Below are 18,532 nucleotides of genomic sequence, written 5' to 3'. Positions count from 1 at the left end.
CGGGGATCGAGGGTGTCGGCATGTCCGGGTCAGCTGTGCGCCGGGTTGGCCAGCCACGGCAGGCCGGAGCCGACGGCCTCGGTGATACCGTCCAGGCCGTGGCGGTGGATCTGGTCGGCGATGCCGCGGTGGATGTCGCGGATCCAGTCCGGGCCGCCGTAGATGAAGCCGGTGTAGCCCTGCAGGAGGGTGGCACCGGAGGTGATGCGCTCCCACGCCTGCTCCGGGGTGGAGATGCCGCCCACAGAGATGAGCACCAGCCGGTCACCCACCCGGGCGTGGAGGCGGCGCAGCACCTCGAGGGCACGGTCGGCGACGGGCGGGCCGGAGATGCCGCCGGCACCCATGGCCGCCACCTCGGAGGCCGGGGTGGTCAGGCCCTCGCGGGAGATGGTGGTGTTCGTGGCGACGATGCCCGCCAGGCCCAGGTCGAGGGCCAGGTCGGCGACGGCGTCGACGTCCTCGTCGGAGAGGTCCGGGGCGATCTTCACCAGCACCGGGGTGGAGGTGGACTCCTGGACGGCCGCGAGGATGGGGCGCAGGGACTCCACGGCCTGCAGGTCGCGCAGGCCCGGAGTGTTGGGGGAGGAGACGTTGACCACCAGGTAGTCGGCGAGGTCACCGAGCAGAGAGGCGGAACGGCGGTAGTCGTCGACGGCCTCCTCCGCCGGCACGACCTTGGTCTTGCCGATGTTGATGCCGATGACGTCGTCCGACTTCCGGCGGCGCAGGTTCTCCGCGGCGGCGGCCGCCCCCTCGTTGTTGAAGCCCATGCGGTTGAGGATCGCCTTGTCCGCGGGCAGGCGGAACAGGCGCGGGGTGGGGTTGCCCGGCTGCGGGCAGGCGGTGACGGTGCCCAGCTCGGAGTAGCCGAAGCCGAGGGCGGTCCAGGTGTCGGCGGCGGAGGCGTTCTTGTCGAAGCCGGCGGCCAGACCCAGCGGACGCGGGAACGTCACGCCGAAGACCTCCTGGGAGAGGACGGGGTCGGTGACGGGCACGACCCTGCCCAGCAGGCGGTTGACGGGGCCGGCGGACTGGAGCACCCCGAGACCCCCGGCGATGAGGCCGTGGATGCGTTCCGGGCGCAGGGTGAACATGCCCTTGAGGGCCAGCTGGTAGGCGTTGCGACGCAGGGACACGGGTGGTCCTTCCTTAGATCTCGGGGTCGGTGATGACCTGCAGGCCCTCACCGGTGGCGGAGGCGACGACGAGGGTGCCGTCGGCGAGCACGAGGATGTTGCGGGCGTCGGCGACGGTGTCGACGGCCCCCACCTCCTCCGGCACGCCGGTCGACAGGTCGAAGGCGCGGAGCCGGTTGTCGGCGGTGGTGGTCACCCACGCGACGTCCCGCTCGGGATCCCAGGCCACGGCCCAGGGGCTGCCGGCGACGGGGACGGTCTGGTGGAGGCGCACGACGCTGTCGGCGGTGTACACGGCGAGCTGGCCGCCGCGGTTGTCGGAGGCGAGGACGATCCCGTCCTCCCCGGCGGCGGCCTGGCCGATGCCGAGGCCCACGCGCAGGGTGCCGCCCTGCTTGCCGTCGCGCCAGTGGACGTCCTGGATGGTGGTGTTCTCGTGGTTGGTGCGCACGACGGCGTCATCGGCCCCGTCCACCGGGACGGCCAGCAGCTGGGTGGTCATGCCGGCGACGGTGATGGAGTCCTGCTCCTGACCGTCGGCGAAGACCACCACGCGGTCGTCGTCCGCGGATCCGACGACGAGCTCGCCGCTGGAGGTGAGCACCGCGGAGGCAGCGGGGGCGGCGTGGGTGTCCGCGACGGAGCGGGTGTCAATGTCGCCCGACGCGGCGTCGACAAGAAGCACCTCGTCGCCGCAGGCGAGGACGAAGGTGTCGGCGGAGGCGGTGAGGTCCGCGCACGCCTCGGGGACGGTGACCTCGGTGGTGTCCCCGGACCCGAACGCGTCGAGCGTGCCCAGGGTGAGGGTGCCGCCGGAGCGGAGGCCGAGGATGTCGCCGGCGGCCTCCATGTCGCTCACCTCGGAGGCGACGTCGATGACCCGACCCGCGGGGGAGGTGGAGGCGGGGGACGCCTCCGGCTCCGCATTACCGAGGTCGGGGACCTCCGGGTTGGTCGGGCCCGCGTTGCAGGCCACGAGGAGGAGGGAGGAGGCGGTCAGGGCCGCCAGGGCTGTCACACGTCCGGCTTTCACGCTTAATGAGCCTATCAGCGCGACACATCATCCAGTGCCTTGACGATGGCCCGGGGCAGAGCGGTGTCCGCCACGGTGAGCAGCTCGCGCAGCTGCCCCCGGTGCGACGCCCCGACCACGGCCGATGCCACCCCCGCCCGGTCGCGGGCCCAGGCCAGGGCGACGACGGCGGGGGAGATGTCCAGCCCCTCCGCCGCGGTGGTCAGCGCGTCGACGACGGTGTGGGCCTTGTACCCCAGGCGGGCGTGCACCTCAGCGCGCACCCCGGTGGCCTGCCCGCTGCGGTAACGCCCGGTGAGGACACCCTGCGCCAGGGGAGCGGCGGCGATGACCCCCACCCCCAGGTGGCGGGCGGCGGGGACGAGCTCCTCCTCGATGCCGCGGGCGAGCAGGGAGTACTCGTGCTGCGTGGCGACGACCCGCGGGGAGGCCGTCACCGCCAGCTGCCAGCCCGCGTAGTCGCGCACCCCGGCGTAGCGGGTGCGGCCGGTGCGCACGGCCCAGTCGAGGGTGTCGAGGACCTCCGCCGGGGGCGTGCGCTCATCCCAGTAACCGACCGACCACAGGTCGAGGTGGTCGGTGCCCAGCACGCGGAGGGTCTCGTCGAGCTGGTGCATGAGCGCCCGGCGGGAGCAGTCGACGCGGCGGCCGACGGGCGAGTCCGGCACCACGCCGGCGGAGGAGGAGAGGACGATCTCGTGGCGGGGCACCGCGGCGTCGGCGAGCACCGCCGCGAGGACCTCCTGGGCGCGGCCGCCGTTGTAGGCGGGGGAGGAGTCGACGAGCGTGCCGCCGGCGTCCCGGAACATCCGCAGCATGACCTGCGCCTCCGCGGCGTCGGTGCCGACACCCCAGGTCCCCGTCCCCAGACCGAGGTCCGAGACACGCAGTCCGCTTGCACCCACCAATCGCTGTTTCACCCCGTCCACAGTAGTAGTAGCGTGGTCCGGGTGAATGACGTGACCATCCTGGCTTCCGCGCAAGCGGCCACCGAACAGATGTCCTGGCTGCAGGTCGTCGTGCTGTCGATCGTGCAGGGCCTGACCGAGTTCCTGCCCGTCAGCTCCTCCGGCCATCTGCGCATCGTGTCCGAGCTGTTCTTCGGGGCCGACGCGGGCGCCTCCTTCACCGCCGTCGTCCAGCTGGGCACGGAGCTGGCGGTGCTGGTGTTCTTCGCCAAGGAGATCTGGCAGATCCTCACCGGCTGGTTCCGGGGGCTCTTCAACGCCGAGGCCCGCGGTTTCGACTACCGCATGGGCTGGATGGTCATCGTGGGCACCCTGCCGGTGGCGGTCATCGGCTTCTTCGGCAAGGACATCATCCGCGAGGGTGCCCGCAACCTGTGGATCACCGCGACGGTGCTCGTGCTGTTCTCCTTCGTGTTCATCTTCGCGGAGAAGTTCGGAAAGAAGCAGCGTTCCTTCGAGGAGCTCAACATGAAGGACGCCGTCATCATGGGCTTCGCGCAGTGCCTGGCGCTCATCCCGGGTGTCTCCCGTTCCGGCGGCACCGTCTCGGCGGGTCTGTTCATGAACCTCGACCGTGAGGTCGCGACCCGGTTCTCATTCCTGCTGGCGATCCCGGCGGTCCTGGCCTCCGGCCTGTTCTCGCTGCCCGACGCCTTCGCCCCCCAGGCCGGTCAGGCCGCCTCGGCGCTGCAGCTGGGAGTCGGCACGCTCATCACCTTCGTGCTGGGCTACCTCTCCATCGCGTGGCTGCTCAAGTTCGTCGCCCACCACTCCTTCGCCTGGTTCGCCGCGTACCGCATCCCGGTGGGCCTGGCCGTGATGGCGCTGCTGGCCTTCGGCGTGCTCCAGCCGGTCTAGGGCTAAGGTTGTTGACATGCGTTCATGGCCCCATCCTGACATCCCGCGTGTCGACGGCCCGTCCGTCCCGCTCGCCCTCCACGACACCGCCGACGGCACGGTCCGTCCCGTCGAGGCCTCCGACACGGCCGGCATGTACGTCTGCGGCATCACGCCGTACGACTCCACCCACCTGGGCCATGCGGCCACCTACCTGACCTTCGACCTAATCCACCGCCTCCTGCTCGACCAGGGGCTCGACGTCCACTACGTGCAGAACATCACCGACGTCGATGATCCGCTGTTCGAGCGCGCCGAGCGCGACGGCGTCGACTGGCGCGAGCTGGGCTCCGGGCAGATCGACCTCTTCCGCTCCGACATGGAGGCCCTGCGCGTCATCCCGCCGCGCGACTACATCGGTGCCGTCGAGTCCGTCGACGAGGTCGTCGAGCTCGTCGGGAAGCTTCTCGACGCCGGCGCCGCCTACATCGTCGACGACGCCGAGCACCCGGACATCTACGCCTCCATCGCGGCGACGGAGAACTTCGGCTACGAGTCCAACTACGACCGCGCGACCATGGAGGAGTTCTTCGCCGAGCGCGGCGGGGACCCGGACCGCGTCGGCAAGCGTGACCCGCTCGACGCGCTCGTCTGGCGTGCCCACCGGGAGGGCGAGCCCGCCTGGGATTCACCCTGGGGGCCGGGGCGGCCGGGCTGGCACATCGAGTGCTCCGCCATCGCCACGAACCGCCTGGGGGCGTCGTTCACCATCCAGGGCGGCGGCAGTGACCTCATCTTCCCGCACCACGAGTTCTCCGCGGCGCACGCCGAGGCCGCGCTGGACGTCGACCGCATGGCCGGCCACTACGTCCACGCCGGCATGATCGGCCTCGACGGGGTGAAGATGAGCAAGTCCCTGGGCAACCTCGTCTTCGTGCACAAACTCACCGCGGCGGGGCACGAGCCCGACGCCATCCGCCTCGGGATCTTCGCCTCCCACTACCGCGCGGACCGCGACTGGTCGGAGCAGATCCTCGCCGACGCCGAGGCCCGTCTGGTCACGTGGCGGGCCGCCTGCCGCCAGGCCGGCTCCCTGGCCGCCGCGCAGGCGCTCGTGCAGGAGCTGCGCACCCATCTGGCTGCGGATCTGGACACGCCGGGGGCCCTCGCGGTCGTCGACACGTGGGCGGGGGCGGCCCGCGGTGAGACCGAGGACGGGGCCTGTGAACTGGTGCGCGACGCCCTGGATGCCCTGCTGGGCGTGCAGGTCTGAGAGTTTTCGGGGACAATGACCGACATGAGCATCCGCAGGGATTTCCAGTCCAACGTCGACGAGTTCATCGCAGACCTGACCGAGTTCGCCACCGGCAGCTACCTCAAGGAGGACGAGAGGGAGTTCTGGGACCAGCCCTTCGATCCGGCCGTCCTGCCGGACCTGAAGACGATCCTCGAGAACCTCCTCGACACCCTCGATCTGCTCAGCGACCCGCCGGCCGAGGAGCTGGTCAAGGTCGTCCAGGCGGCCGTCGACGAGCTCGAGGCCTTCAACGCGAAGCACGACGACGCGATCCTCGAGCCGGAGGAGACCGCCGAACTCAACGAGCTGATCCATGACGCCTCCGCCGCCACCGGCGCGGACGACGAGGCTCTCGCAGAGCTGCCGGAGATCGATTAACTCCGTGACCACCACCCCCGCCGCCATCTTCTGGGACATGGACGGCACCCTCGTCGACACCGAGCCCCTGTGGGAGCAGTTCACCTACGAGCTCAGTGAGCTCATGGGCCGCCGCCTCACCCCCGAACTGCGGGAGACCACGATCGGCGGCAGCTTCCGCCACACCGTCCGGGTGTGCGCGACCCACGCGGGGATCGACGTCACCGAGGACGATCATCCGCGCTTCCGCGCGTTCATGAACGAGCGGATGGCCGAGCTCATGCGGTCGTCGTTGGCACCGAATCCGGGTATCACCGAGCTCCTCGACGATCTGTCGGGGCTCGACCTGCCCATGCTGGTGACCACCAACACCGAGCGGACCCTGGCGGACATCTCCATCGGGGCCGTCGGCACGCGGTACTTCTCCGACTCGGTGACCGGCGACGAGGTCCCCCGCCCGAAGCCCGCCCCGGACATGTACCTGCGCGCCGCGGAGATCGTCGGGGCGGACCCGGCGGACTGCCTCGTGTTCGAGGACTCCTTCACCGGCATGACCGCCGCGGTGACCGCCGGGTGCCGTGTCATCGGTCTGCCCTGGTACTCCGACACCGTCGTCCCGGAGGGCGTCGTCACGCTGGAATCCCTCCACGGTCGCAACGATTTCGTCGGCGCCGACGCCGACACGGTGATGGACTGGTTCCACCAACTGAAGCGGTAACCGGGGTGGCATGGAATAATGCTCCCTCGTGAAGAACTTTGACTCCCTGTTTGCCGAACTCACCGATCGTGCCGCTTCCCGCCCCGAGGGCTCGGGAACGGTGGAAGCCCTCGACAAGGGCGTGCACCATATCGGCAAGAAGATCATCGAGGAGGCCGGGGAGGTCTGGATCGCCGCCGAGTACCAGTCCGATGAGGAACTGGCCGAGGAGATGAGCCAGCTCATCTACTGGACCCAGGTCATGATGGTCGCCCGCGGGCTGACCCCCGACGACATCTACAAGAACCTCTAGGAGCTCAGCATGATCAAGATCGCCGTGCCCAACAAGGGCTCCCTCTCCGAGGCCGCCGTGGAAATCCTCAAGGAGGCCGGTTACAAGGGCCGTGGCGACAGCCGCGCCCTCGCCGTCTTCGACCGCAACAACGACGTCGAGTTCTACTTCCTGCGCCCCAAGGACATCGCCATCTACGTCGCCAACGGCAAGCTCGACATGGGCATCACCGGCCGTGACCTGGCGCTCGACTCCGGGGCCGAGGTCGACGAGCTGCTGCCCCTCGGCTTCGGTGCGTCCACCTTCCGCTACGCCGCCCCCGCCGACGAGACCTGGACCGTCGAGGACCTGGCCGGCAAGCGCATCGCCTCGGCCTACCCGACCCTGGTGCGCAACGACCTCGCGGCCCGCGGCCTGGAGGCGGAGGTCATCCGCCTCGACGGTGCCGTGGAGATCTCCATCAAGCTCGGTGTGGCCGACGCCATCGCCGACATCGTCTCCACGGGCAATACCCTGCGCAAGCAGGGCCTGGCGCCCTTCGGTGAGCCGCTGGTGACCTCCGAGGCAGTCATCGTCGGCCGCCGTGACCTGGAGCTCACCGCCGAGCACAACCTCGTGCTCCGCCGCATCCAGGGCGTGCTCACCGCGCAGAACTACCTCATGATCGACTACAACATCGGCCGCGAGAACCTCGAGAAGGCCTCCGCCGTCACCCCGGGTCTGTCCGGCCCGACCGTCTCGCCGCTGGCCCGCGAGGACATGGTCGCCGTCCGCGCGCTCGTGCCGCGCAAGGGCGTCAACTCCGTCATGGACGAGCTCGACGAGCTGGGCGCCGAGGCCATCCTCGCCTCCGAGCTGCGTATCGCGCGTATCTAGCTGCCCCAGGCATCCGGGCCCCCGGTCTTCCGCACGGAAGGCCGGGGGCCTGTCGCTTATCCGGGGCCGGCGGCCCCACGGCGTCATCAAGCAAAATCGCTACTATGGAATCTTGAGTGTTTTTGGTTACATTCACCCCGCTTACCCAGTGAGAGGACGTCGCCTTGACCGACACCAGCAAGGCTCCCGAAGCCCCCGACACCCCTGAGCCCACCGAAGCTCAGCAGACGACCACCGTCGCCCGGAAGACCCGCACCGAGGAGGACCTGCTCGGTTACATGGAGGTACCGGCCACCGCCTACTACGGCATCCACACGATGCGTGCAATGGAGAACTTCCAGATCTCGCGCACGACCATCAACCACGTGCCGGAGTTCATCCGCGGCATGGTGCAGGTGAAGAAGGCGGCGGCGATGGCCAACCGTCGTCTGCACACGCTGCCGGCCCAGAAGCACGAGGCTATCGTGTGGGCCTGCGACCAGATCATCCACGAGGGTCGATGCATGGATCAGTTCCCCATCGACATCTTCCAGGGAGGGGCGGGCACCTCGGTGAACATGAACACCAACGAGGTCATCGCGAACCTGGCGCTGGAGTATCTGGGGGAGGAGAAGGGCTCCTACGACGTCATCAACCCCAACGACGACGTCAACATGTCGCAGTCGACGAACGACGCCTACCCGACGGGTTTCCGCCTCGGCCTCTACGCCTCGCTGACCACGCTCATCCAGCACATGGACGATCTGCAGAAGGCGTTCCGGCAGAAGGGCCGGGAGTTCCAGGACATCCTCAAGATGGGCCGCACCCAGCTGCAGGACGCCGTGCCGATGACCCTGGGCGACGAGTTCAACGCCTTCGCCCACAACCTCGCCGAGGAGCAGGCCGTTCTGCGTAATGCCGCGGACCGCCTCCTCGAGATCAACCTGGGTGCCACCGCCATCGGCACCGGTGTGAACACCCCGGCCGGGTACCGCCACCAGGTGACGGCCACCCTCGCGGAGGTGACGGGCCTGGACATCAAGTCCGCTCTCGACCTCATCGAGGCGACCTCCGACACCGGCGCCTACGTCCACGCCCACTCGGCGGTCAAGCGCGCGGCGATGAAGCTGTCGAAGATCTGCAACGACCTGCGTCTGCTGTCCTCCGGCCCGCGCGCCGGTCTCAACGAGATCAACCTGCCGCCGCGCCAGGCGGGTTCGTCGATCATGCCGGGCAAGGTCAACCCGGTCATCCCCGAGGTGGTCAACCAGGTGTGCTTCAAGGTCTTCGGCAACGACCTCACCGTCACCATGGCCGCCGAGGCCGGGCAGCTGCAGCTCAACGTCATGGAGCCGGTCATGGCGGAGGCGATGTTCCAGTCGATCCGCATCCTCGGCAACGCCGCGGTGACGCTGCGCGAGAAGTGCGTCGAGGGTATCACCGCGAACGCGGAGGTGTGCCGCGCGTTCGTGGAGAACTCCATCGGCATCGTCACCTATCTCAACCCCTTCATCGGGCACCACAACGGCGATCTCGTCGCCCGGGAGGCCGCGCAGACGGGTCGTTCGGTCAAGGACATCGTGCTGGAGAAGGAGCTCATGGACGCCGAGACGCTCGAGCGGGTCCTGAGCAAGGAGAACCTCATGCATCCGGAGTTCCGGGGTCGTCTGTACCTGGATCAGTAGGGGAGTGAGCGGGACGCCCGTTTGTGTGATTCCACACAAACGGGCGTTTTCTGCTGTCTGAATCTATGTGGCATACATGGTCAGACCATAAGATTTTCACTATGATCCTCGCCCTCCAGATCCTCATCGTCCTCGGTGCCATCACGCTCGGCGCCCGGCTGGGGTCCATCGCGATCGGCTTCGCGGGCGGCCTCGGCGTCCTCCTCCTCAGCCTCACCGGCGTGCCCGTCACGGCGGAGGACATCCCCTTCGACGTCATCGGCATCATCATGTGCGTCATCGCCGCGATCTCCGCCATGCAGCGCGCCGGCGGCATGGACTATCTCGTCCACCTGGCCGAGCGCTTCCTGCGCCGCAACCCCCGCCAGATCACCCTGTGGGCCCCGGTGGTCACCTGGCTGATGACCGTCTTCGCCGGCACCGGCCACACCGCCTTCTCCACGCTGCCCGTCATCGTCGAGGTGGCCAAGGAGGGCAAGGTGCGCCCCTCGCGGCCGCTGTCGGTGGCGGTCATTGCCTCGCAGATGGCGATCGTCGCCTCGCCGATCTCCGCGGCCGTCGTCTTCATGGCCTCGATCCTCGAGCCGCTGGGCGTCAGCTACCTCACGCTCCTGGGGATCATGATCCCCGCCACCTTCCTGGCGATCTTCCCGACGGCCCTGCTCACCAACCGCATGGGAAGCGAGCTTCTCGACGACCCCGTCTATCAGGACCGCCTCGCCAAGGGACTGGTCCGTGCCCCGCAGGGCCAGGGCCACTGGCAGCCGCGCCCCGGCGCGAAGGCCTCGGTGTGGATCTTCCTCGCCGCCATCGTCGGCGTCATGCTCTACGCCACGGCGATCTCCGAGCAGGTGGGTCTCATCGCCGATCCGACCCTGCCGCGCAACGAGGCCATCATGACGATCATGCTCGGCGCCGCCGCCGTCATCGTCCTGGCCACCCGCATCCCGGCGGACGAGATCGTCAAGACCCAGGTGTTCCGTTCGGGCATGTCCGCCTCCGTCTGTGTCCTCGGCGTCGCCTGGCTGGGCACGACGATCATCAACCACTACATCGAGGACATCCAGGTCCTCGCCGGTGACGTCCTCAGCGCCAGCCCCTGGCTGCTCGCCGTGGTCCTCTTCTTCGCCGCCGCCCTGCTGTACTCGCAGGCCGCCACCGCCAAGGCCCTCATGCCGGCCGCGCTGGCCATCGGCGTCTCCCCGCTCACCGCCATCGCCGCCTTCCCGGCCGTGTCCGCACTCTTCGTCCTCCCGACCTACCCGACGCTGCTCGCCGCCGTCGAGATGGACGACACGGGCTCCACCCGCATCGGACGCTTCGTCTTCGACCACCCCTTCATGATCCCGGGCGTGGTCAACATCGCCCTGTCCGTCCTCCTCGCCTACGGGCTCGGCGCGATCCTCCTCTGACGTTTAGCCTGGAGACATGACCCAGCCGCTGACCGACGTCGCCATCGCCCAGGCCCACACGCTCGAACCCATCACGGAGATCGCCCTGCGGGCGGGGATCCCTCCGGAAGCCCTCATCACCTTCGGCCCCCACAAGGCCAAGGTGGACATCACGCGGCTGCCTGAGCGTCGAGAAGCAGGAAAGCTGGTGCTGGTGACCGGCATGTCACCGACCCCCGCCGGGGAGGGCAAGTCCACCGTCCTCATCGGTCTGGCCGACGCCATGACCCGGCGCGGACTCAACGCCGCCGCCGCCCTGCGCGAACCCTCGCAGGGCCCGGTCATGGGCATCAAGGGCGGGGCCGCCGGCGGCGGGTACTCGCAGATCGTGCCGATGGAGGACATCAACCTCCACTTCACCGGCGACTTCCACGCCATCGCCGCCGCGACGAACACCCTCGCCGCCATCGTGGACAACCACGTCCAGCACGGCAACGCCCTGGGCATCGACGTCCGCCGTATCGTCTGGCAGCGCTGCCTCGACGTCAACGACCGCTCCCTGCGCGGCGTCATCACCGGCCTCGGCGGCACGGCCCACGGCACCCCGCGCGAGACCGGCTTCACCATCACCGCCGCCTCCGAGATCATGGCCGTGCTCTGCCTGGCCTCCGACCTGGAGGACCTCAAGGCGCGCCTCGGCCGCCTCACCGTGGCCTTCACCTTCGACGGCGCGCCCGTCACCGCCGACGACCTCGGGGCCACGGGCGCGCTGGCCGCGCTCATGAAGGAGGCCATCAACCCCAACCTCGTGCAGACCCTCGGCGGCACCCCGGCGTACGTGCACGGTGGGCCCTTCGCCAACATCGCGCACGGCTGCAATTCGCTCATCGCCACCCGCGTCGCCCTGGATCATGCGGACATCGTGCTCACGGAGGCCGGTTTCGGCTCCGACCTCGGCGCGGAGAAGTTCTTCGACATCAAGGCCCGCCACGGGGGCCTCGACGTGGCGGGCGTGGTCGTCGTCGCCACCATCCGCTCGCTCAAGTACAACGGCGGGATGGCCCGCACGGACCTGACCACCGAGAGCCTCGACCACCTGCGGGAGGGCGTGAAGAACCTGGCCCGCCACGTGGCGAACATCCAGCAGTTCGGCGCGACCCCCATCGTGGCCCTCAACCTCTTCACCTCCGACACCGAGGCCGAGCGGGAGTTCATGCGGGCGTGGGCCAGGGACTACCACGTGGCGCTGGAGGAGTGCGAGGTGTGGGCCCGCGGCGGTGCCGGCGCGGAGAAGCTCGCGCAGGTGGTGCTGGACAACCTCAGCAAGGGGTCCAGCCCCCTCTACGACCCCCGCCGCGGCGTCGAGGCGTCCATCGAGGCCCTGGCCAAGAGGATCTATCGGGCCGACAAGGTCGAGTACGCGCCGAAGGCCCTCAAGGACCTGGCGGTGCTCCGCGAGAACGGATGGGATGAGCTGCCGGTGTGCATCTCCAAGACGCAGTACTCCTTCAGCGACGAGCCCACGGCCCTGGGCGCACCCACCGGCCATACCCTGCACGTCCGCGAGCTCATCCCGCGCACGGGTGCCGGCTTCATCGTGGTGCTCACCGGCGCGGTGATGACCATGCCGGGTCTGCCCGCGCGCCCGGCGGCCGAGGGGATCGACATCGGCGCCGACGGAAAGATCTCCGGCCTGTTCTAGACTCCCGCGGTTCGGCCACTTCCGGGGTGTTCAAACACCCCATGAGTACTCAAACCGCGGGCGTGTCAGTCCGCCGTCGAGCCCGGCCACCCCGGGTACTCCGGGGGAGTGCCACCGAACTCCGGGCACAGGGACTGGAAGGAGCACCAGCCGCACAGCTTCGAGGTCTTCGGCCGGAAGCGGCCCTCGCGGCCGTCGGAGGCGATCTTGCCCCACAGATCGGCGAGGTCGCGCTCGAAGTACTCCAGTTCCTCCTTCGACGGGGCGAGGAACATCGAGTCGAGCACCTTGAGGTACATCAGCCGCAGCTGGTGGGGGATCACGCCGTGGAGCCGCCAGTAGACGAGGGCGTAGAAGCGCATCTGGAACTGTGCGTCGTGGCTGTAGCGGGGGAGCGGCTTCTTGCCGGTCTTGTAGTCGACGACGCGCACCTCACCGGTCGGTGCCACGTCGACCCGGTCGATGAAGCCGCGCACCGGCACGCCGTTGGGCAGGACGGTGTCGACGTACATCTCGACGGCGTGGGCGTCGAAACCCTGCGGGTTCTCCATCTCGAAGTAGCCGCGCAGCAGCGTGCGGCACTCGACGAGGAAGTCGTACAGCGCGGACTCGGGCACCAGTTCACGCAGTTCGGCATCCGCCGCGACCATCGCCGCCCAGTGCGGCTTGAGTTGCTTGACGGCCGCCGGGTAGGTGCGCTCCTCACGCGGCCGGGCATGCATGTACTCGAGCACGGCGTGCACCAGATTGCCCTTGACCTGCGGCAGCGTCTTCGGCTCCGGGAGGCGGTCGATGGCGCGCAGCCGGTAGAGCAGGGGGCACTGCTGGTAGTCGGAGGCGCGGGAGGGGGAGAGGGCGAGCGGGCGGGGAAGCGGGGAACTCATGATGGCCACCACCTTATCCGTGGCAAGCTGGACACATGAACCAGACTCTCGACTTCCTCGACTTCATCGCCGACAGCCCGAGCAGCTACCACGCCGCGCGGGTCGTCGCGGACCGGCTCATCGACGCCGACTTCCTCCCCCAGGACGAGTCCGCCCCGTGGGACGCTTCCCCGGGTGGCCATGTCATGGTGCGCGGCGGGGCGGTCATGGCGTGGTGGGTCCCGGAGGACGCGTCCCCGGACTCCGGGTTCCGGATCATCGGCTCCCACACGGACTCCCCGGGGTTCACCCTCAAGCCCGCGCCCGAACTGGCCACGGTCGGGTGGGCGCAGGCAGGGGTCGAGGTGTACGGCGGGCCGATCCTCTCCTCGTGGCTCGACCGCGAGCTCACCTTCGCCGGGCGGGTCATCCTCGGCGACGGCTCCCAGCGCCTGGTGAACACCGGCCCGGTCGCCCGTATCCCGCATCTGGCGATTCACCTCGACCGCTCGAAGGAGCTGACCCTCGACCGCCAGCAGCACATGCAGCCTGTCACCGGGCTCATCGGGGAGGGGCACACCCCTGTGCTGGAGCTGGTGGCGGGGAAGGTGGGCGTCGACAAGCGGGACATCGACGGGTTCGACCTCATCACCTGCGACGCGCAGCGCGGCGAGGTCTTCGGTGCCGACGCCGAGCTCATCGCCGCGGGGCGCATGGACAACCTGTCGTCGGTGCACGCGTCGCTCGTCGCATTGCTGCACGCCATCGAGTCCGGGGACACGGGTTCCGACGTGCTCGTCCTCGCCGCCTTCGACCACGAGGAGGTCGGCTCCGCCACCACCTCCGGCGCGGCCGGCCCCATCCTCCAGGACGTCCTCGAGCGCACCGCCGCCGCGCTGGGCGCGGACCTCGACGCCACCCGCCGCATGTACGCCCGCTCCACCTGTGTCTCCGCCGACGCGGCGCACGCGGTGCACCCCAACTACGTCGGCAAGCACGACCCGGCGCACCACCCGCTCATCGGCGGCGGCCCGGTGGTGAAGGTCAACGCCAACCAGCGCTACGCCTCCACCGCCGACACCGTCGCCCGCTGGCAGCGGGCCTGCCGCGCCGCCGCGGTGCCCTCGCAGAGCTTCGTCTCCAACAACGCCATGCCGTGCGGCTCCACCATCGGCCCCATCACCGCCACCCGCCTGGGCATTCCCACCGTCGACGTCGGCGTCCCGCTGCTGTCGATGCACTCCGCCCGCGAACTGGCCGGCGTGCAGGACCAGCTGTGGTTCGCGGAGGCGCTTGAGGCATACTTGATTGGTTCTTAAACGATAGGAGACCCCCGTGGCCTACTCCGGCCCCTTCCAGCCCGGTGACCGCGTCCAGCTGACCGACGCCAAGCGCAGGCACTTCACCCTCATCCTCACCCCCGGGGAGAAGTTCCACACCCACAAGGGCGAGATCCTGCACGACCAGATCATCGGCATGGACGAGGGTTCGGTCATCCGCTCCTCCCTCGGCGCCGACTACCTGCTCTTCCGCCACCTCATGGTCGACCACGTGCTGTCCATGCCGCGTGGTGCCGCGGTCATCTACCCCAAGGACTCCGCCCAGATCCTCATCGAGGGCGACATCTTCCCCGGGGCCCGCGTCCTCGAGGCCGGGGCCGGCTCCGGCGCCCTGTCCATGGCGCTGCTGCGCGCCATCGGACCGGAGGGCGAGCTCATCTCCTACGAGATCCGCGAGGACCACCTCGAGTTCGCCGAGTCCAACGTCGACGAGTTCTTCGGCGGCCGCCCCGCCACGTGGAGCCCGCGCCTGGGCGACCTCAAGGACGTCACGGTCGAGGACCTCGGGGGCCCGGTCGACCGCGTCATCCTCGACATGCTCGAGCCGTGGGAGTGCCTCGACGTGGTGAGAAATGTCCTCATCCCGGGCGGCGTGTTCATGACGTACGTGGCCACCGTGCCGCAGCTGATGAAGGTCATGGAGGGCATCCGCGAACAGCAGTGCTTCACCGAACCCAAGGCCTGGGAGTCGCTGGTGCGCGAGTGGAAGGTCGAGGGCCTGGCCACCCGCCCCGAGCACCGCATGAACGCCCACACCGCGTTCCTCGTGTGGGCCCGTCGCCTCGCCGACGGAGTCACCCCGCCGCGCCCCCAGAGGCGTGCACGCAAGTAGCCCCCGGGCTATGCAATCCCTGACGTCCAGACAAGTGGCGAACAGGGACAATGCATGAAATTGAACACTGTCCGGGTCAGCCCCTGCATTCTCCGCCCAGGGCAAACCCTGGCGATCACCCGGGGACGAAACCAGCCCCGGGTGGTGCACGTTACAGTTGGGGCATGACCAACGCCGACACCACGGACGCCACCGCCCTGCAGCGGGAGATCCGGACCCTGAGCAGTCGCAACTCGAAGCTCTCGCAGCTGCTCAAGGCTTCCCGGGACAAGCTGAAGGACCTCTCCGCCCAAATCGACGCCCTCGCCGAGCCCGCCTCGACGTACGGCGTCTACCTCTCCGGGGGTGTGGGCCGGGACGCCGAGGTGTTCACCTCCGGCCGGCTCATGCGACTCAAGGTCTCCCCGAACCTCAACCCCGAGGACCTGGCCCCCGGGGCCCTGGTGCGCCTGGGCGACGGGTCGATCGTCGTGGAGGCCTGCGGTTTCCCGGACACCGGGGAGCTGGGCATGCTCACCGAGCGGGTCGAGGAGGGCCGCGCCCTGGTGGCCAACTCCACCGGTGAGGAGCGCCTGGTGCGCCTGGCGGAACCCATCGCCACGAGCGCCCGGGCCGGCGACACGCTGCTCGTCGACACGAAGGCGGGCCTGGCCTACGAGCGGATCCCCAAGACGGAGGTGTCCCAGCTCTCCCTGGAGGAGGTCCCGGACGTCACCTACGCCGACATCGGCGGCCTCGACGAGCAGATCGACCAGATCCGCGACGCCGTGGAGCTGCCGTTCTCGCACCCGGACCTCTACCGCAGTTACCGCCTCAACCCACCGAAGGGCGTCCTGCTCTACGGCCCGCCCGGCTGCGGAAAGACGCTCATCGCGAAGGCGGTCGCCAACTCGCTGAGCCACCGCCTCGGTGACGGCTCGGCCAGCTACTTCCTCAACGTCAAGGGACCGGAGCTGCTCAACAAGTTCGTCGGCGAGACGGAGCGCCGCATCCGGCTCATCTTCGAGCGGGCCCGGGAGCTGGCGGGGGAGGGCCGCCCCGTCATCATCTTCTTCGACGAGATGGAATCGATCTTCCGCACCCGCGGTTCGGGCGTGTCCTCCGACATGGAGACCACCGTCGTCCCGCAGCTGCTCACCGAGCTCGACGGCGTGGAGAACCTCGCTAACGTCATCATCATCGGTGCCACCAACCGCGAGGAACTCATCGACCCGGCGCTGCTGCGTCCGGGCCGCCTCGACGTGAAGATCCGCGTCCAGCGCCCCACCCGCGACGGCGCGCGGGACATCTTCCAGCGCTATCTCACCGACGACGTCCCGCACGCAGAGCCGGTGGCGGAACTCATTGAGGCGGGCGTCGAGAAGCTCTTTGCACCGCGTCCCTTCGTGGAACTGACCCTGGTGGACGGGGAGATCGAGGTCCTGGACTACTCGGACTTCGTCTCCGGGGCGATGATCGCGAACATCGTCGACCGGGCGAAGAAGCTGGCCATCAAGGACCACCTGGCCGGCACAAGCACGGCAGGCGTGAGCCGCCGGCACATCGAGGAGGCGGTCGCCGCCGAGCAGAACGAGTCCGAGGACCTGCCGAACACGGCGAACCCGGACGAGTGGTCGCGCATCGCGGGACGGCACGGCAAGCGCGTCGTCCAGGCACGAGTGATTGGATAGAGGACATGAGCAGGTACATGGGAACGGAGACCGAGTACGGCATCTCCACACCGTCGCACCCGGGACTGAGCCCGATCGTCACCTCCACCCACGCGGTGGTGGCGTACGCGGCGATGAACACCGGCGCGCGGTCGCGCTGGGACTATGAGGAGGAGTCGCCGCTCAAGGACACCCGCGGTTTCGACCTGCGCCGCTACCACACGGTGCCGGTCGTGGAGCCGGACGCGGTGGGCATCGCCAACGTGGTCACCACCAACGGTGCCCGCTTCTACGTCGACCACGCGCACCCGGAGTACTCCTCCCCGGAGGTCTCCAACGCCTACGACGCGATGGTCTACGACGCCGCCGGCGACCTCATCATGCGCAAGGCCGTCGCCGACGTGGCCGAACTCTACGAGCAGGGCGTGAGCATCCTCAAGCACCATGATCCGTGCCCGCCGCTGAAGATCTACAAGAACAACGTCGACGGCAAGGGCGCGTCCTACGGGGCGCACGAGAACTACCAGTACTCGCGCAAGACCGACTTCCAGGTGCTCACGCAGGCGCTCATCCCGTTCTTCGTCACCCGCAACGTCATCATCGGCGCGGGACGCCTGGGCATCGGCGAGGCCGGTGAGCGGGAGGGATTCCAGATCTCCCAGCGCGCCGACTACTTCCACCAGGAGATCTCCCTGGAGACGACACTCAACCGCGGCATCGTCAACACCCGCGACGAGCCGCACGCAAACGCCGTCCACTTCCGTCGCCTGCACACCATCGTCGGTGACGCGAACATGTCGCAGACCTCGAACTTCCTCAAGCTGGGCATGACGAAGCTGGTCATCGACGCCATCGAGAACGAGGTCGACTTCTCCGACCTGCGCCTCACGGACCCGGTCGCCGAGATCAAGAACGTCTCCCACGATCTCACCCTCACCCATCAACTGCAGCTGCGCGACGGCCGCGAGCTCACCGCCCTGGAGATCCTCGCCGAGTACCGCTCACGCGTGGTCGCCGTCGACGATGTCGATGAGCGCGTCATCGCCCTGTGGGGGACAGTCCTCGACATGCTTGCCGACGACCCCCTGTCCACCTCCCATCTCCTCGACTGGACCGCGAAGTGGGCCCTCATCAAGGGCTACCTCGACCGCGGGGTGGACATCGGCGACCCGAAGCTCAAGCTCATCGACCTGCAGTACGCGGACATCGACCCGGCGAAGTCCCTGTACCACGCGCTCGTGCGCAAGGGCCGGATGGAGACCATCGCCACCGAGGAGGAGATCGCCCGCGCCGCCCAGGAGCCCCCGGCCGACTCCCGCGCCTGGTTCCGGGGCGCGGTCTCGGCCCGCTTCCCGGACGACGTCATCGCCGCCAGCTGGCAGACGATGATCCTCAAGCACTCCGAGGGCACCGCCCGTTTCCAGACCAACGAGGTGGACAGGCTCACCCGCGAGCACGTCGGGGAGATCATCAACTCCTCAGCAGACACCGACGAGCTGATCCGGAAGCTGACCGAGATCGACTTCGCCCCGGACCACTACGTCACCCACCACAACAAGTCCCACATCAACAAGCCTCACCAGCACTAGAAGGAG

Annotated in this window: 17 protein-coding genes; 13 read left to right on the top strand and 4 right to left on the bottom strand. The window is 68.9% G+C overall.

Features of this window, described 5'->3' with window-relative positions; all coding sequences use genetic code 11:
• Positions 1-29: 29 nt before the first annotated feature.
• The 3 genes from B9Y70_RS09130 to B9Y70_RS09120 are packed head-to-tail and all read right to left on the bottom strand — an operon-like array spanning position 30 to position 3,092.
• A complete protein-coding gene (locus B9Y70_RS09130) occupies positions 30-1,139 on the bottom strand; it encodes a quinone-dependent dihydroorotate dehydrogenase (RefSeq protein ID WP_275886739.1) in 1,110 nt (369 codons plus the stop codon).
• Between the two features lie 13 nt (positions 1,140-1,152).
• A complete protein-coding gene (locus B9Y70_RS09125) occupies positions 1,153-2,172 on the bottom strand; it encodes an NHL repeat-containing protein (protein WP_205410438.1) in 1,020 nt (339 codons plus the stop codon).
• A 14-nt stretch (positions 2,173-2,186) separates the two neighbouring features.
• Positions 2,187-3,092, bottom strand: a complete 906-nt coding sequence (locus tag B9Y70_RS09120; protein ID WP_085549952.1) for an aldo/keto reductase — start codon at positions 3,090-3,092, stop codon at positions 2,187-2,189.
• 78 nt (positions 3,093-3,170) lie between these two features.
• Between B9Y70_RS09120 and B9Y70_RS09115 the strand changes: the two genes are divergently transcribed.
• The 9 genes from B9Y70_RS09115 to B9Y70_RS09075 all read left to right on the top strand — a co-directional run bounded on the left by B9Y70_RS09115 (position 3,171) and on the right by B9Y70_RS09075 (position 12,253).
• A complete protein-coding gene (locus B9Y70_RS09115; protein WP_085550030.1) occupies positions 3,171-3,998 on the top strand; it encodes an undecaprenyl-diphosphate phosphatase in 828 nt (275 codons plus the stop codon).
• A 16-nt stretch (positions 3,999-4,014) separates the two neighbouring features.
• Positions 4,015-5,250, top strand: a complete 1,236-nt coding sequence (gene mshC / locus B9Y70_RS09110) for a cysteine--1-D-myo-inosityl 2-amino-2-deoxy-alpha-D-glucopyranoside ligase (RefSeq protein ID WP_085549951.1) — start codon at positions 4,015-4,017, stop codon at positions 5,248-5,250.
• A 24-nt stretch (positions 5,251-5,274) separates the two neighbouring features.
• Positions 5,275-5,652 (top strand): hypothetical protein, encoded by a 378-nt coding sequence (locus tag B9Y70_RS09105; RefSeq protein ID WP_085550029.1) that lies wholly within the window; start codon positions 5,275-5,277, stop codon positions 5,650-5,652.
• A gap of 4 nt (positions 5,653-5,656) precedes the next feature.
• Positions 5,657-6,349, top strand: coding sequence for an HAD family hydrolase (locus B9Y70_RS09100; protein WP_275886738.1), 693 nt, complete (start codon positions 5,657-5,659; stop codon positions 6,347-6,349).
• A 28-nt stretch (positions 6,350-6,377) separates the two neighbouring features.
• A complete protein-coding gene (locus B9Y70_RS09095; protein ID WP_040085864.1) occupies positions 6,378-6,641 on the top strand; it encodes a phosphoribosyl-ATP diphosphatase in 264 nt (87 codons plus the stop codon).
• 9 nt (positions 6,642-6,650) lie between these two features.
• The gene (gene hisG, locus B9Y70_RS09090) at positions 6,651-7,496 is read left to right on the top strand and encodes an ATP phosphoribosyltransferase (protein WP_085549950.1); all 846 of its coding nucleotides are present in this window, start codon (positions 6,651-6,653) and stop codon (positions 7,494-7,496) included.
• Positions 7,497-7,660: 164 nt separating this feature from the next.
• Complete coding sequence (gene aspA, locus B9Y70_RS09085) at positions 7,661-9,160, top strand: aspartate ammonia-lyase (RefSeq protein ID WP_085549949.1); 1,500 nt, start codon at positions 7,661-7,663, stop codon at positions 9,158-9,160.
• A gap of 101 nt (positions 9,161-9,261) precedes the next feature.
• Positions 9,262-10,572 (top strand): anaerobic C4-dicarboxylate transporter, encoded by a 1,311-nt coding sequence (locus B9Y70_RS09080; protein WP_275886737.1) that lies wholly within the window; start codon positions 9,262-9,264, stop codon positions 10,570-10,572.
• A 16-nt stretch (positions 10,573-10,588) separates the two neighbouring features.
• Positions 10,589-12,253, top strand: a complete 1,665-nt coding sequence (locus B9Y70_RS09075; RefSeq protein ID WP_085549948.1) for a formate--tetrahydrofolate ligase — start codon at positions 10,589-10,591, stop codon at positions 12,251-12,253.
• A gap of 65 nt (positions 12,254-12,318) precedes the next feature.
• Here the strand turns inward: B9Y70_RS09075 and B9Y70_RS09070 are convergent, their stop codons facing one another.
• Positions 12,319-13,137: a RecB family exonuclease gene (locus B9Y70_RS09070; protein WP_085550026.1), complete on the bottom strand. Its 819-nt coding sequence runs from the start codon at positions 13,135-13,137 to the stop codon at positions 12,319-12,321.
• A gap of 35 nt (positions 13,138-13,172) precedes the next feature.
• On the opposite strand from B9Y70_RS09070, the gene B9Y70_RS09065 reads away from it, so the two are divergent.
• The 4 genes from B9Y70_RS09065 (at position 13,173) to dop (ending at position 18,526) form a co-directional block, all read left to right on the top strand.
• Positions 13,173-14,435, top strand: coding sequence for a M18 family aminopeptidase (locus tag B9Y70_RS09065; protein WP_085549947.1), 1,263 nt, complete (start codon positions 13,173-13,175; stop codon positions 14,433-14,435).
• A gap of 16 nt (positions 14,436-14,451) precedes the next feature.
• Complete coding sequence (locus B9Y70_RS09060; RefSeq protein ID WP_085549946.1) at positions 14,452-15,288, top strand: tRNA (adenine-N1)-methyltransferase; 837 nt, start codon at positions 14,452-14,454, stop codon at positions 15,286-15,288.
• 164 nt (positions 15,289-15,452) lie between these two features.
• Positions 15,453-16,958 (top strand): proteasome ATPase, encoded by a 1,506-nt coding sequence (gene arc / locus B9Y70_RS09055; RefSeq protein ID WP_085549945.1) that lies wholly within the window; start codon positions 15,453-15,455, stop codon positions 16,956-16,958.
• 5 nt (positions 16,959-16,963) lie between these two features.
• Positions 16,964-18,526 (top strand): depupylase/deamidase Dop, encoded by a 1,563-nt coding sequence (gene dop / locus B9Y70_RS09050; protein WP_085549944.1) that lies wholly within the window; start codon positions 16,964-16,966, stop codon positions 18,524-18,526.
• Positions 18,527-18,532 lie beyond the last annotated feature (6 nt).

The sequence above is a fragment of the Corynebacterium pollutisoli genome (assembly GCF_900177745.1).
Classification (GTDB): domain Bacteria; phylum Actinomycetota; class Actinomycetes; order Mycobacteriales; family Mycobacteriaceae; genus Corynebacterium; species Corynebacterium pollutisoli.
Note: the sequence above shows the minus strand (reverse complement) of the source record. Positions and strands in the feature narration are given on the sequence as shown.

Excerpts from the sequence above, each read along its gene's own strand:
- B9Y70_RS09115 (WP_085550030.1), top strand. The coding sequence starts at position 3,171 with ATGTCCTGGCTGCAGGTCGTCGTGCTGTCGATCGTGCAGGGCCTGACC.
- mshC (WP_085549951.1), top strand. The coding sequence starts at position 4,015 with ATGCGTTCATGGCCCCATCCTGACATCCCGCGTGTCGACGGCCCGTCC.
- B9Y70_RS09105 (WP_085550029.1), top strand. The coding sequence starts at position 5,275 with ATGAGCATCCGCAGGGATTTCCAGTCCAACGTCGACGAGTTCATCGCA.
- hisG (WP_085549950.1), top strand. The coding sequence starts at position 6,651 with ATGATCAAGATCGCCGTGCCCAACAAGGGCTCCCTCTCCGAGGCCGCC.
- B9Y70_RS09080 (WP_275886737.1), top strand. The coding sequence starts at position 9,262 with ATGATCCTCGCCCTCCAGATCCTCATCGTCCTCGGTGCCATCACGCTC.
- B9Y70_RS09075 (WP_085549948.1), top strand. The coding sequence starts at position 10,589 with ATGACCCAGCCGCTGACCGACGTCGCCATCGCCCAGGCCCACACGCTC.
- B9Y70_RS09070 (WP_085550026.1), bottom strand. The coding sequence starts at position 13,137 with ATGAGTTCCCCGCTTCCCCGCCCGCTCGCCCTCTCCCCCTCCCGCGCC.
- B9Y70_RS09065 (WP_085549947.1), top strand. The coding sequence starts at position 13,173 with ATGAACCAGACTCTCGACTTCCTCGACTTCATCGCCGACAGCCCGAGC.
- arc (WP_085549945.1), top strand. The coding sequence starts at position 15,453 with ATGACCAACGCCGACACCACGGACGCCACCGCCCTGCAGCGGGAGATC.
- dop (WP_085549944.1), top strand. The coding sequence starts at position 16,964 with ATGAGCAGGTACATGGGAACGGAGACCGAGTACGGCATCTCCACACCG.